The organism is Clostridioides sp. GD02377 (genome assembly GCF_045899875.1).
Classification (GTDB): Bacteria; Bacillota; Clostridia; order Peptostreptococcales; family Peptostreptococcaceae; genus Clostridioides; species Clostridioides difficile_A.
Map to the genome: position 1 here is coordinate 73,685 of NZ_JBJODA010000012.1, position 15,238 is coordinate 88,922.

Below are 15,238 nucleotides of genomic sequence, written 5' to 3' on the forward strand. Positions count from 1 at the left end.
TTTAAAATAAATTAAAATATTATATATCTATCCAATCTTTTCAACATTATCTCTTACTATGCTTACACGATTCTTCTCTTTTGCTATGATTCTTCCTTTTTTAATGCTTAATTTCTGATTTTGCTCTAAATTAGTAAATACTACAGGGCTTATTACTGATAGACCATTTTTCTCAATATACTCTAAGTCCATTTTCACTAACTTATCCCCTGCTTTGACTTCATCTCCTACATTCACAAATACTTCAAATCCATTACCTTCTAAGTTTACAGTTTCTATTCCTAAATGTATAAGTATTTCTACTCCACTTTTCTTAGATTTTATTATTATCGCATGCTTAGTTGGAAATACAACTCCAATAGTTCCATCAACTGGTGAATATATTAATCCATCATCAGATTTAATTGCAAATCCATCGCCCATCAATCTGCTTGAAAATACAGAGTCTGGCACATCTTCTATGTCTAGTAACTCTCCATTTGTAAGGGCATAAACCTCTTCTTCTAATAAAGAATCTCCCATGTTGACGATTTCTGTATTGTTTTTTCCCACTTTATTTTTATATGTATCTTTAATATTCTTGTCTTCAACTTTTATTTTTCCTTCTATTATATCCTTTATATCAGACTTTATTGCATCTGATTTAGGTCCAAATATAGCTTGAACATTATTTCCAATAACCATAACACCTGCTGCTCCAAGTGATTTTAGCTTTTCTTTATCTACTTTATCTATATCATTTACAACTAATCTAAGTCTTGTTATACAAGCATCTAGACTCTTTAGATTTTCTTTATTCCCTAGGGCAACTAAAATCTCTGATGCTAATTCATTTTTAGACATTTCAACAGTACCTACATTGGTTTCTGACTCATCTTCTCTTCCTGGTGTCTTTAAATTGAACTTTCTTATCATAAATCTAAATACACTATAGTATAATACTGCAAACCCAAGACCTACTAAAATAGCTAAATACCATGGAGTTCTATTAGGAAGTACACCAAATAACAAGAAATCTATTAGTCCTCCTGAAAATGTAAAACCAATTTTAACTCCCAATAATTGCATCACTGCATATGATAAACCTGAAAATAAACAGTGTATTGCAAATAATGCTGGTGCCACAAATAAAAATGCAAACTCTATTGGTTCAGTTATTCCTGTTAAAAAAGAAGTCAATGCTGCTGATGCCATTATACCTGCTACAAATTTTTTCTTTTCAGGCTTTGCTTCATGTACCATAGCAAGCGCTGCTGCTGGAAGACCAAACATCATAAAAGGAAATGCTCCTGTCATAAAAGTACCTGATGTGAAGGTTACTCCATCTTTAAGTTGGGCAAAGAATATCTTTTGGTCACCCATTACAAGTTCACCAGCTTTATTTATGTATTCTCCAAATTGATACCAAAATGGATTATGAAAAACGTGATGTAAACCAAAAGGTATTAATAGTCTTTCTAAAGAACCTTCCATAAACGCTGCTAGTGTTTGATTTGTCTCTATGACATTTTTTGAGAAACTAAGCAATCCCTCTTGTATTGGAGGCCAAACAAAAGACAATATGATTCCTATTGCTATGGCTGCCAATGAAGTAACAATTGGAACAAATCTTTTACCTGCAAAAAAACCTAAATATTGAGGTAACTCAATTTTATAGAACTTCTTATAAAGATAAGCAGCCACTATCCCTATTATGATACCACCAAATACACCTGTTTGAATCGTTGGTATTCCAACAATACTTGCATACATAGAATTATCTATCATACCTTCTGTAACACCTGCCATAACCCCCATAGATGTATTGAGAATTAAAAAACCTACTATGGCTGCCAATGCTGCAACACCTTCTCCTTCAGTCAAACCTACAGCCACACCAACTGCAAATATAAGTGGTAAGTTATTAAATATAATTTGACCTGAACTTTCCATTATACTTATTATAAGTTGAAATGTAGGATTAGCTAAAGCTGGAAAATGAGCTAATAATGCATCTCCTGCTAAAGCATTGCTTATACCAAGTAATATACCTGCTGCTGGAAGTAATGCAACTGGTAGCATTAAAGATTTCCCTACTTTCTGTAAAATACCAAATATTTTTTTCATATACTCTTCTCTCCTTATTATTTTATATTTTTTAAATAAAAAAGACTTAAGTTTATAAAAAATTACATTAGTACACCTAATTCCAAAATCCAACTTACGCTAATATAAATAAATCTATATTAACCTAATTTCAGAATTAAAAATAAACTATTATAATTTTTTTATAAACCTAAGTCTTGCCTGCATCATCAGTAACAATCTTAATGTTTTAAAATTATTATTTTGTATTAACTTTTAAATAATATATTTAACCTATATATTTTGTATCGAGTTCCCTTTTATTATGAGTTTAATACAGATATAACTCTTTTGATATGTAATGTTAAATACAGTAATTCATCTTGACTTACATAGTAATCGTAATTCTTCTCTACATGAGTTTTTATTTTATATGCGCAGTTATAATCTTTTTCATACTTTACTTTTATTATATCTATAATTTCATTATTTGCATCATTTATTTCTTCTCTTTTTACCAAGCGATTTGCAAAGAACTTCAGATGAGTAAGAAGCCTATCATAATTTATATCATCTTCTCTAAATTCAACTCTATAGTAGTATCTTATAATATTGAGTATGTCTTTTACTATTTTAGTAATTAATAGAGATTCCTTTGAACTTCCTTTATAATTTGAATTTACTATATGCATGGCTATAAAACCAGCTTCATCAAGTGGAAATTGTACATTAAATTCTTTATTTATATAATCTACAGCCCATTTACCAATCTCATATTCTTTTTTATGTATTCTTTTTATTTCATGTAGTAAATCATTCTTTATAGTTATATTTTCATTATACCTTTTAATCGCAAATGCAATATGGTCAGTAAGTGCTACATAAATATATTCATAAAGTTCAGTGTTCAAGATTCCCTCTGCATAAGCAATTATATCTGTGCTAATCTCAAAAAATTTTTCATCAACCTGGCTTGCCAGTTTTCCAATTTTATCTACAAAACTTTCATCCTGTATAACAAAGGTTCTTTCAATTTTACTTTTGTCTACTTCTTGACCTTTCTTTTTCTGAAATCCAATCCCACATCCTGTTAATATCAATTCTTTTTTTATATTTTCATCTAGAACCAATACAACATTATTATTATAAATTTGTTGAATAATCATAATCAATATATCTCCCAAAATACAAATTCACTTATTCATAAAAAAACACCTAAATTAAGATACAATTCACCTGTATATCTTAACTTAGGTATTGCCTGCTTTCCAGTAACAATCCAATTTGTTAATGCTAATAAATATTGTATTCAATTTATGGTTTTATTCTATTATAAATAAATATATCTGTCAAGCAAATTATTGAAAACTATTTCCTATTTTTTAACATTAATTTTAATATCAAATAACACACACTATATCGCATTGTTTTTATGATTCTATCATCATCATCTCATCATAAAGAATATTCTCCAATAACTCCTTAGCGACTTCTCTTGATATTTGTTTAGTTTCAACTAATTGTTGAACACTATCTCTTTCACTTTGGATTGCCATTAACCTGTAGTATTCTACTTTTGCTTCAAACTTATCATCATTTTGAATCTTTCTAGTCAGCCAATTCAAGTAACGATTATAAAATCTGATTACTATTATGGACTCATGTCTGTTGTTTTCATCAGTATTTCCATTTATAAAAGATATAGCAGTTTTAGTAGAAAGTGCATATGCATGGTGAAATTCTTTAATTATTTCTTTATTTTCGGATATTATTTTTGTGATTTTTTCTTTTACTTCTAGTTTTACTTTTCTATCTATAATCCACATACTTATTTTTAGCCTTGCAATCTTAAATATAGACTTCTGAATAGATTTTCTTGATTTTGTAATATAAAACCTATACAATTTAAAAGCTCTATCAGAAATTTTTCCATCTTCTAATAGTTTTTGAACAGCCAACAAACCTTGATGGTCTGCTTGTGCAATCATCATACTTATAAGTTTGTTATCTGGAGTATTTAATATTCCCTTTTCAGAGTCTACCAACTGTTCATTTAAATCATGTATAACTGGTTGTACTTCTTGTGCCTTTTCATTACTAAGTTTTAAAATAGCTTCTTTCAAAATTAATTGATATGCCTCTTTATCATATAGTAAATGTTCTGATTCTTGTATATTATTTTTTAATAATCTTGGCAATAAAATTGTAGCCAATATTAAACTTATAAGAATAACTTCTGATGATATAAATAAAACAGTATCTCTCATCGGAAATATATCTTTATTAGCTAAATAAAATGGTATGGATAATGCAGTTGCTAGTGTAAAGGTACCATGAACACCACAAGTAGCAACTATTAATGAGTATTTACATCTAGAAATACTTTCTTTTACAACTTCTTCATTCTTAAAACCTAAAAATCCTATAAAGAAATTATTTAATGGATTCTTTTTAGTTTTTATAAAAGAATCATGCCATAAATATACACATATAAATCTTATTACAAATAAAATAAATACAATTAAAACAGCAATAAAAGTCAATTTCAATGCCATATTTTCATTTTTAGTGCTAAGACCTATATATATGCTTGGTAATAAAAAACCAAGCAATGTAAATACAAATCCATTCAATACATACTCTAAAACATACCATGTATTGTCTGATATTATTCTTAGTTTAGTAGTTGTATTTTGTAAATGCTCTTTTTCAATTCCATGGGCTATCCCTGCCATTACAACAGCTAGAATTCCAGATACCCCTACTTCTTCTGCCACAAAATACACAAAAAGTGGAGTCATTATTTGTATAACTATTACCATTGGAATTTCTTCCAGATTCCACTTATGTAAACTAAGTCTTATTTTTATAATTATATATCCTAAAAGGCATCCTAATATTATTCCTCCAAAAGCAGTAATTATAAATTGAATCCCTGCTTCTTTTATTGAAAATGCTCCTGTAACTGTTGCAAGCACTGCAACTTTAAATGCTACTACTCCAGCAGCATCATTTAATAGAGATTCACCTTCAAGTATACTCATCATATTTTTAGGGAAATCTAATCCTTGTGTGATTGATTTTACTGCCACTAAATCAGTTGGAGATATTACTGCTGCTAGAGCAAATGAAACTGACAGAGGCATCTCAGGAATAAGAAAATGTATAAAGATTCCACCTGCAAATACTGTTGTCAAAACTAGACCAAATGCAAGAAGTAAAATAGGCTTTCTAAGTTCTAACAGCTCTTTTCTCGATACATTTTGACCTTCACTAAATAATAATGGAGCTATTATACATATTACAAATATTTCTGGGTTAAATGAAAATGAAAATTTAAATGGCAAAATAGACAATATAACTCCTAATACAATTTGATATATTGCAAGAGGAATACTGTTCCACTTTTTACTAAGTACAGTTGAAATTGTTGTGCAAACCAATAACCCTAACAATGTTACTAAAATTGACACGTCTACCCCTCTTTTCAATAATTACATTATAGATTAAACTTATATATCAACTAACTTAATATTAATAGTATATAATTTTAGCATCAAAAAATTTTCAATTTATCCTATTATTCTTATTATATATCTCAGATTTAATTTTGAAAATATCTATACTAGATGACATGCGACAAAATGATTCTTTGATATTTCTTTTAAAACTGGAACTTCTATTTTACATACTTCTTTACAATAAGGGCATCTTGTATGAAACTTACATCCACTTGGTGGGTTTGTTGGAGATGGTATATCCCCTTTTAATATAATTCTATTTTTCTTAATTGTAGGGTCTTGTATTGGTACTGCACTCATAAGTGCTTTTGTGTATGGATGTTGAGAATGCAAGTAAAGTTCTTCTTTCGTTGCAATCTCTATTATAGAACCTAGATACATGACACATACTCTATGTGCAATATGATTTACTACACTTAAATCATGAGATATAAACAAATATGAAAGTTTATATTTATCTTGTAAATCCATAAGTAAATTTATAATTTGAGACTGAATAGAAACATCTAATGCAGAAACAGGTTCATCACAAACTATAAATTCTGGATTTAATGCTAATGCCCTTGCTATACCGATTCTCTGTCTTTGACCTCCAGAAAACTCGCCTGGTTTCCTGTTTAAATGATACTTAGAAAGACCACAATTCTCTACAACATTTAATATATTATCTTTTATTTCATTTTTTGGTACTAAATTATGTTCTATAACTGCCTCAGATATTATTTGCTCTACATTTAATCTTGGGTTTAATGAGCTATATGGGTCTTGAAATATCATTTGCATTTTTGGTCTTAATCTTCTAAGTTCTTCCTTCTCTAACTTATATATATCTATACCATTAAATTCAACTTTTCCTTCAGTTTTTTCAATTAATCTAAGAATTGTTCTTCCAGCAGTTGATTTTCCACATCCTGATTCTCCAACTATAGCCAAAGTTTCTCCCTTTTTCAAATCAAAAGAGACTCCATCAACTGCCTTTACATATTTGACTTCCTTATTAAACAATCCAGATTTAACTTCAAAGTACTTTTTAAGCCCTTCTACTTTTAATAAACTTTCTTCTTTTTTCATTTATATCTCCTCCTGTTTATATAACCAACATGCAATACTATGACCACTATTCAATTCTATTAAAGGAGGTATCTGAGTCCTACACTTATCACATACTTTTTCACATCTATCACTAAAGTAACATGAATCTGGTATTCCAATTGGGTTTGGTACTTGTCCTGGAATTGAATACAATCTTTTTTCTTTGTTTTCTCCAATAATAGGCTTTGACTTTAAAAGTCCAATAGTGTAAGGGTGTTTTGGATTTTTAAATAATTCAACAACATCTGCTACTTCTATAACTTTGCCCGCATACATTACTATTACTTTATCACACATTTCTGCAACTACCCCCAAATCATGGGTAATCATCATTATAGATGTGTTTAATTTTTCTTTTATATTTTTCATTATATCTAGAACTTGAGCTTGAATAGTAACATCTAAAGCTGTTGTTGGTTCATCAGCTATAAGTAATTTTGGATTACAGGATAAAGCCATAGCTATCATTATTCTTTGTCTCATACCACCAGATAACTCGTGTGGATATGAATTATATATTTCTTCAGCTCTTGGTATTTCTACTAGCTTTATCATATCTATTACCTTTTTTTTAGCCTCTTCTTTTGATAAATCTTGATGCAACATAATTCCTTCAATAATTTGATTTCCCACAGTAAATGCTGGATTTAAAGATATCATTGGCTCTTGAAAAATCATCGATATCTCATTGCCTCTTATTCCCATAAGTTCATTTTCATTCATCTTTAAAATGTCTTTACCTTGAAATATTATTTCTCCACCTTCTATTTTTGATGTTGGAAGTAGCTTCATCAAAGACATAGCTGTTACAGATTTACCACATCCTGATTCTCCAACTATTCCAATAGTTTCACCTTCATTTATATTAAAACTTACTCCATTTACACTCTTTACAATGCCTTTATCTGTATGAAAATAGACCTTTAAGTCTCTAACCTCAATTAGTGTTTTATTCATTATTTTCTCCTCTCAGTGAAATTGCTTAAAATAACATACACTTTTTGATTGTATTTTATAAAATTTTAAATTACAACATTTTATTACATTTTATTCTTTTTTTCTATCAATTAAAACAGTATGATAGTTAATTTCTATATGTGTTGATTTAATAATGATTCTTATTATAAAATGAAAAATATGCGTCAAATATTATTTTATGGAGGTTTTATAAGAATATGAAATTTAAAAAATTGGCATCATTAATCTTAGTTTCGGCATTAATGTTTACATTCACAGCTTGTAGTTCTAATGATAAAGACAAGTCTAGTGGAGGAGGAGAAAGTAAATCTGGTGGAACTGTTGTAATCCCTATGGCAAGTGACCCTGACATAATCAATGGAGCTTTTGCAAATGTTAAAGAAGATTCTCTTGCGTCAAATATAGTTTATGCTCCTCTTTATACTTATGAAAAAGGAAATTTAGTAAATTATCTAGCAGAAAAAGTAGATTTTAAAGATAGTAAAGAATTAACTATAAAATTAAAATCTGATTTAAAATGGCATGATGGGAAACCAATAACTGCTGAAGATGTCTTATTCACATTTAATACAGTTTTAGATGAAAAACAAAATTCACCATCAAGACAATACTTATTGATAGGCGAAAAACCAGTTAAAGTAGAGAAAGTTGATGATTTAACTGTTAAGATTACCTTACCAACTGCAAGTGAATCTTTCTTGTATGGTATATCTAAAATAGCTCCAATACCTAAACACATCTTTGAAGGAGAATCAAATATAGCTAAGTCAGAAAAAAACAATAATCCAGTTGGTTCTGGGGCATTCAAGTTTAAAGAATGGAAAAAAGGTGAAAGCATAGTATTTGAAAAAAATGCAGATTATTTCGGTGGAGAACCTAAAGCAGACTCTATAGCATTAAAAATAATACCTAATGAAGCATCTCAAGAAGCAGCTTTAAATAATGGTGAAATTTCACTTATGAAGACATCTGCTGAAGGATATGAAAAAGCAAAATCAAATTCAAACTTACAGACTTACACTTACAGTGAAGAAAGATTAAATTATATTGTATTTAACCAAAATATAGCAAATATGGCTAATAAAGAAGTAAGACAAGCATTATCATATGCTTTGAATAGAAATGAAATGATAGAATCAGCATATGGAAAAGAGGGTTCTGTACCTGCTAAATCTATATTAGTTCCAGAAGCAGACTTCTACACTGAAGAAGGTGTTGAAGAATATAAGCAAGATACAAATAAAGCTAAAGACCTATTAGCTAAGAGTGGTGTTAAAATTGATAAATTAAAAATAGGTTATAACACAGGCAGATTTGGACATAAAAACTATGCTTTAGTAGCTCAACAAGAGTTGAAAAAAATTGGTATAGAAGCTGAAATAGTTCCTTATGAAAGTAAAGCTTTCTTCAATATATTATTTAGCAATGGTACTGAATGTGATATGTATGTAAATGGATATGCTTGGGGATTAGAGCCAAATCCATATAGAGGTATGTTTGAAACTGGTCAATATTGTAACCAAACTAAATATTCTAATACTGAAATAGATGCTTTATGGGAAAAAGGATTTACTGAATTAGACAAAGAAAAACGTAAAGAAATATACAAACAAATACAACAGGATATATCTAAAGATGCACCTATTTATACTATAGATTATGAACAGAATTTAATGGCAGCTCAAAAAAGTTTAAAAGGAATAGAAGATGCTAAACCATCTCCTGCAATATTATTTGAAGACTGGTCTAAACTATATGTAGAATAATTTATGTAAAATTTTATATTATTAATTAAAAAGGGAGATGTCTAAAAATAATATGGCAACTTTGAACTTAGTGTCCATTGCATTGTTTTATTATTCTAAAACGAGACATCTCCTTTAATTAGGAGAATTCATTTATGTTGAAATTAATATTAAATAGAGTAAAAGTTTTAATACCTATGTTAATCTTAATATCTATATTATCATTTGGGCTTTTAGAATTAGCTCCTGGTGACCCAGCAGATGCTTATATAAATCCTTTAATGTCTGCACAAGATATTGAAAATATAAGAGTTAACATGGGACTTGATAAACCAGTATACATAAGATACTTAAGTTGGTTAAAAAACACTTTAAGTGGAAATCTAGGTATTTCTTATATAAACCATATGCCTGTTACAGAACAAATTATGGAAAAGATGGGAAATACATTTATTCTTATGGGAACTTCTTTAATATTTTCAATATTAGTAGCTATACCTCTCGGAATATTTTTAGCTGTAAATAAAAATTCAATAACTAGTAAAATATCATCTATTTTTAATTATATAGGTGTTTCTATTCCTTCATTTTGGATAGGCATGATACTCATCTCAATTTTTTCAGTTAAGTTTAATATTTTTCCATCAGGAGGTATGCATACTATTGGAAATGATAGTTTTGGAGATTTAGTAAAACATTTAATTCTACCTGTAATAACTTTAGGTTTATATAATACAGCTATTTTCACAAATTATGTAGAAGCTAGTGTAAGTGAACAATTAAAAAAACAGTATGTTGTTACAGCAAGAGCAAAAGGATTATCAGAAAAAATCATACTCTTCAAACATGTCTTGAAAAATTCACTGACATCATTAGTTACAATTCTTGGTATGAGTATACAAAAATTAGTTACTGGTGCATTTGTTACAGAAGTAGTTTTCTCTTGGCCAGGTATGGGTAGATTAATGATTGATTCAATTTTTTCAAGAGATTATACCATAATTATGGCAATAACTATGTTATCAGCACTCTTTTTAATTTTAGGAAATTTAGTAGCTGATATATTATATCTATTAATTGACCCTAAAATTAAATCTAGTAAAGGAGGCTTCTGATTATGTTTACAAATATTCTAAAAGAATTAAAAAAAGACAAATCCTTTGCTTTTGCATGCATTACTCTTAGTATAATAATCATATTAATCATAGCTTCTTTTATATTAAATATAGACTCTAATGCAATTGACACTACTTCCAAACTTCAAGAACCTAGTTTAAAGCATATTTTTGGTACAGATGAACTTGGGAGGGATTATTTCTCTAGAGCTCTTTATGGTGGAAGAATTTCACTTAGTGTTGGTATTTTATCCATGGTTATTTCTATAGTATTTGGTACTGCTGTAGGTGTTATTAGTGGATATATTGGAGGTAAGTTGGACCAATTCTTAATGAGAATAGTAGATATGCTTATGAGTATCCCTAGCTTCTTAGTTTTGATTGTGTTAAATACTTATTTGACACCTAAAGTTTCCACTATTATACTAATTATTGGATTTTTAAGTTGGATGGAAGTCTCAAGAATCGTCCGTGGAGAAACATTAAAAATAAAGGAAAATGAATACTGTATAGCTGCTAAAGCTACAGGTATTAAAACTAGAAATATACTATTAAGACACATAGTTTTAAACTTAAAAGAAACTATTGTAGTTGCAGGCTCATTAAATATTGCTAATGCTATCTTAACTGAATCCGCTCTTAGTTTTTTAGGTCTTGGAATACAATTACCTCTTGCATCATGGGGTAATATGCTTCAAGATGCTCAAAGACATATTTTTGATAAGTTATATTTAGCTGTATTTCCAGGTCTACTTATATTTTTAACAGTTATGAGCTTGACTATAATAAGTAAAAAATTTTCTAGTAATACTTAATAACTTTTATATAGAAAAATAAAAACAATGACTATCTACAGATACTCACTGTTTTTATTTTTTATTTTTAGAAAATATATTTTGTATATTATAATTTTCAATACTAATTTATTCTGATATGTAAAACCTATTATTGTCTATTAAATATATAAATAAAAAACTAATAGTTTATTGTAATTTTTTAAAATTTGTTTGCTTTTTATTGTTATTTTAATAACATTCTCACGAATTTTTTTTACTAAAAAAATCTATAATAAATTTAAATACATGTTCATCTACATGACTATAACGTTCTTTCTTAGGTCTGCATAATACAACTTTCCATGTAATAGGATGATTAAATGGTCTTTCTATAATTTTACTATTCTCAAAGAAATCATGGACTGGTGACGGTAGAATGGTTATAAAATCAGAGTTTGTAGTTGATAACAATAGAAAATCCCATGAACCAGACATTATATATCTTTTTAACTTAACATTTTCATCAGTAAATTTTTGCATTAGCTTATGATGTATCATAAAAGCAGGATTAAATATTGCAAGTAACTGCTCATTCAAATCGTTCCAGTCTATCTTATTTTTTTTAGCAAGTGGATGATTTACATTTAAAAAAGCTGTAAGCTCATCTTCTTGAAGTACATGTTCAGTCACTACACTTTTATCGATTTTATGTGGATGTAATAATACCGCATAATCTAATTCTTGTAATATAAGCATTCTGCTTAAATCATATGCTCCCTTCTCTACTATATCAAATTCTATATCTGGATTGTTTGCAACTAACTGTGCAACTACATCTGAAAAGGCTATTCCAAGTATAAGTGGTGGTATTCCTATTCTAACTTTACCTTTAAATTGAACTGAATCTTCCCTTAAATCTTCCATCATGTTTTTGTATTCATTTATAATATGTTCTGCATTTACATAAAATCTCTCTCCTGCTGGTGTTAAGCCATTTAACCTGCCTTTGTACCTCTCAAATAAGTATACATCTTCACTCTCTTCAAAATTTTTTATGATTTGACTTAACGCTGGTTGAGATATGTGAAGTGTCTTAGATGCTATTGATAGATTAAAACCAGATTTTACTATCTCAACAAAATATTTTAACTGTTTTATATCCATTTTAAACCCCCTTTCTTAAAAATATAGTTTAGATTATATTTTTTCTTATAGTAATATTCTATAGGAAAATCAACATAATTTCATTAATATTTTAACAAAATATTTTTCTAAACATGGCAGAAATTTCTATCCTATAAATTTTTCTTATACACTATATAAAAAATTAGACTTAGACAAAACGCTTTTTTCGCCGTAATCTATAATTAGAAACAGGAAAACCTAAAGCATTAAGGATAAAAATAATTGAAATACTTAAAAGCAAGCTTGTATTAAAAGTACTTTATTATAATTTTTTTATTCAGAAAATTTTTAATTATCATTCAAGAAAGATAACTACTCGACATGAACTTCAAATAGATTCATCAAAATTAAATGTTAATAGTGGTGCAATAGCATTAGGACATCCAATAGAGTCAAATGTCGCTAGAATACTCGTTACGCTAATTTATGAAATACAAAAACGTAAAACTGAGACTAGTCTTGCAACACTTTGTATCAGTGGTGGCCAAGGAATATCAATGGTAGTTTCACGATAGGAGGAAATATGAATAAAATAGTTAACATCAATGAAGCTCTATCTCATGTAAAAGATGGAGATACAATAATGGTAGGTGGATTCATGGCTAATGGTTCACCAGAAAATTTGATTGATTATTTGTGTAATAAAAATATAAAAGATTTAACACTAATTTGTAATGATACTGGCTTTATTGACAAAGGTGTTGGAAAAATGGTTGTGAATAAGCAATTCAAAAAGATAATTGCTTCTCATATAGGATTAAATAAAGAAACTGGTAGACAAATGAATAATAATGAAACAGATGTCGAATTGGTTCCTCAAGGAACTCTTGCTGAACAAATACGTGCAGCTGGTTATGGTTTGGGAGGTATATTAACACCTACTGGGATTGGTACTCTTGTTGAAGAAGGAAAACAAAAAATTGTCATAGATGATAAAGAATACCTTCTTGAAAAACCAATCCATGCAGATATTGCTCTTCTCTTTGCATCAAAGGCTGATAAAGCAGGTAATCTAGTTTATAAAGGTTCTATGAACAATTTTAATAATTTAATGGCTTCGGCTGCCAAGATTACAATAGTTGAAGTAGATGAAATCGTTGAAATTGGTGATATTAACCCAAATGAAGTTACTACACCAGGTATTTTTGTGAATTACATCATTGAAGGAGGTAATTTATAATGGATAAATTAGAAATACAAGAATATATTGCAAATAGAGTTTCTAAAGAATTAAAAGATGGAACTGTTGTAAACCTTGGTATAGGCCTACCAACTAAAGTAGCAAATTACATTCCAGATGATGTAAACGTTATCTTGCAATCTGAGAATGGTTTTCTAGGTTTAGGAGTAGCTGAAGATGTAAATCTAAGTGATGAAACCATTGTAAATGCTGGAGGTCAACCAGTTACGATACTTCCTGGAGGGTGTTTCTTTGATAGCGCTACCTCTTTTGGAATAATCAGAGGTGGTCATGTAGATATAACAGTTCTTGGTGCACTTCAAGTTGATAAATGTGGCAACATAGCAAACTATATGATTCCAGGCAAGATGGTTCCAGGTATGGGTGGAGCTATGGATTTAGTAACTGGTGCTAAGAAAGTCATTGTAGCAATGGAACATACTTCAAAAGGTTCTGCAAAAATATTAAATAATTGTACTCTTCCACTTACTGCAACTAATGCTGTAGATTTGATAGTTACCGAAATGGGCGTTATGGAAGTAACACCAGATGGAATTTTACTTAAAGAAATAAATCCTGCTTTCACTTTGGATGATGTTATTTCTGCTACTGAAGCACCTTTAATATTATCAGACTCATTAAATGGAAACATATCAGCTATTTAAAGTGATTAAAAATACAAATGTATTAGATGTAAATTTATATTATTCAAAATATTAATATGAAAATAAAATAAAATTGGAGGAAATGAAAATGGTTAAAGACAAAGTTGTATTCGTAACAGGAGCTGCAAGTGGAATAGGTAAACAAATTGCTGAATCATTCTTAAAAAATGGTGCTAAAGTAATGTTCTCTGACATAAATCAAGAAGCTTTAGACAAAGTTACAACAGAGCTAAAAAAAGAAGGCTATGATTGCATGAATGTAAAGTGTGATGTAACTAAAGAAGAAGAAATTAACCATGCTATAGACAAAACTGTTGAAAAGTACGGTAAATTAGATATATTAATAAACAATGCTGGACTTCAACATGTTTCTATGATAGAAGATTTCCCAACTGATAAATTTGAATTTATGATAAAAATAATGCTAACAGCACCTTTTATAGCTACTAAAAAAGTATTCCCTATAATGAAAAAACAAGGATTTGGTCGTATAATAAATATGGCTTCAATCAATGGTGTAATAGGATTTGCTGGTAAGGCTGCTTATAACTCAGCAAAACATGGACTTATAGGATTAACAAAGGTTGCTGCCCTTGAAGCTGCTGATTCTGGTATAACAGTTAATGCTTTATGCCCTGGATATGTGGATACTCCACTTGTTAGAGGTCAGTTTAATGACCTTTCAAAAACTCGTAACATCCCATTAGAAAATGTATTAGAAGAAGCTTTATATCCACTTGTGCCACAAAAACGTCTATTAGATGTTCAAGAAATTGCAGATTATGCTATGTTCTTAGCAAGTGATAAAGCTAAAGGAATTACAGGACAAGCGTGCATACTAGATGGAGGATATACTGCACAGTAGTTATTTTATATTTAGGACTTGAAGAAACTGTTCTTCAAGTCCCTCTAATAAG

13 protein-coding genes are annotated in these 15,238 nt (G+C 29.0%); 7 read left to right on the forward strand and 6 right to left on the reverse strand.

Features of this window, described 5'->3' with window-relative positions:
- Positions 1-27 precede the first annotated feature (27 nt).
- The 5 genes from ptsG to Q3304_RS12190 all read right to left on the reverse strand — a co-directional run bounded on the left by ptsG (position 28) and on the right by Q3304_RS12190 (position 7,634).
- Positions 28-2,106, reverse strand: a complete 2,079-nt coding sequence (gene ptsG / locus Q3304_RS12170; RefSeq protein ID WP_054271234.1) for a glucose-specific PTS transporter subunit IIBC — start codon at positions 2,104-2,106, stop codon at positions 28-30.
- Between the two features lie 281 nt (positions 2,107-2,387).
- A complete protein-coding gene (licT, locus tag Q3304_RS12175; protein ID WP_054271235.1) occupies positions 2,388-3,230 on the reverse strand; it encodes a BglG family transcription antiterminator LicT in 843 nt (280 codons plus the stop codon).
- 264 nt (positions 3,231-3,494) lie between these two features.
- The gene (locus Q3304_RS12180; RefSeq protein ID WP_407813670.1) at positions 3,495-5,537 is read right to left on the reverse strand and encodes a cation:proton antiporter; all 2,043 of its coding nucleotides are present in this window, start codon (positions 5,535-5,537) and stop codon (positions 3,495-3,497) included.
- A 147-nt stretch (positions 5,538-5,684) separates the two neighbouring features.
- Positions 5,685-6,656, reverse strand: coding sequence for a dipeptide ABC transporter ATP-binding protein (locus Q3304_RS12185; protein WP_167639633.1), 972 nt, complete (start codon positions 6,654-6,656; stop codon positions 5,685-5,687).
- Positions 6,657-7,634, reverse strand: a complete 978-nt coding sequence (locus Q3304_RS12190; protein WP_407813668.1) for an ABC transporter ATP-binding protein — start codon at positions 7,632-7,634, stop codon at positions 6,657-6,659.
- A gap of 218 nt (positions 7,635-7,852) precedes the next feature.
- Between Q3304_RS12190 and Q3304_RS12195 the strand changes: the two genes are divergently transcribed.
- The 3 genes from Q3304_RS12195 to Q3304_RS12205 all read left to right on the forward strand — a co-directional run bounded on the left by Q3304_RS12195 (position 7,853) and on the right by Q3304_RS12205 (position 11,330).
- Positions 7,853-9,421, forward strand: coding sequence for an ABC transporter substrate-binding protein (locus Q3304_RS12195; RefSeq protein WP_074178518.1), 1,569 nt, complete (start codon positions 7,853-7,855; stop codon positions 9,419-9,421).
- A 134-nt stretch (positions 9,422-9,555) separates the two neighbouring features.
- Complete coding sequence (locus tag Q3304_RS12200; protein WP_054277289.1) at positions 9,556-10,515, forward strand: ABC transporter permease; 960 nt, start codon at positions 9,556-9,558, stop codon at positions 10,513-10,515.
- A gap of 2 nt (positions 10,516-10,517) precedes the next feature.
- Positions 10,518-11,330 (forward strand): ABC transporter permease, encoded by an 813-nt coding sequence (locus Q3304_RS12205; RefSeq protein ID WP_054277290.1) that lies wholly within the window; start codon positions 10,518-10,520, stop codon positions 11,328-11,330.
- Positions 11,331-11,552: 222 nt separating this feature from the next.
- Here Q3304_RS12205 and Q3304_RS12210 read toward each other — a convergent pair whose 3' ends face one another.
- Entirely contained in the window at positions 11,553-12,455 is a 903-nt protein-coding gene (locus tag Q3304_RS12210) for a LysR family transcriptional regulator (protein ID WP_054271242.1), read from the reverse strand.
- Between the two features lie 329 nt (positions 12,456-12,784).
- Here Q3304_RS12210 and Q3304_RS12215 point away from each other — a divergent pair, with 329 nt between their 5' ends.
- The 4 genes from Q3304_RS12215 to Q3304_RS12230 all read left to right on the forward strand — a co-directional run bounded on the left by Q3304_RS12215 (position 12,785) and on the right by Q3304_RS12230 (position 15,186).
- The gene (locus Q3304_RS12215; protein ID WP_407815433.1) at positions 12,785-12,991 is read left to right on the forward strand and encodes a hypothetical protein; all 207 of its coding nucleotides are present in this window, start codon (positions 12,785-12,787) and stop codon (positions 12,989-12,991) included.
- A gap of 8 nt (positions 12,992-12,999) precedes the next feature.
- Positions 13,000-13,656, forward strand: a complete 657-nt coding sequence (locus Q3304_RS12220; RefSeq protein ID WP_054271243.1) for a CoA transferase subunit A — start codon at positions 13,000-13,002, stop codon at positions 13,654-13,656.
- On the forward strand, positions 13,656-14,321 hold the full coding sequence (locus Q3304_RS12225; protein ID WP_407813666.1) for a 3-oxoacid CoA-transferase subunit B: 666 nt from the start codon (positions 13,656-13,658) through the stop codon (positions 14,319-14,321). Before Q3304_RS12220 ends, Q3304_RS12225 begins: the two co-directional genes overlap by 1 nt.
- An 88-nt stretch (positions 14,322-14,409) precedes the next feature.
- Positions 14,410-15,186 (forward strand): 3-hydroxybutyrate dehydrogenase, encoded by a 777-nt coding sequence (locus tag Q3304_RS12230; RefSeq protein ID WP_407813664.1) that lies wholly within the window; start codon positions 14,410-14,412, stop codon positions 15,184-15,186.
- Positions 15,187-15,238: the final 52 nt, after the last annotated feature.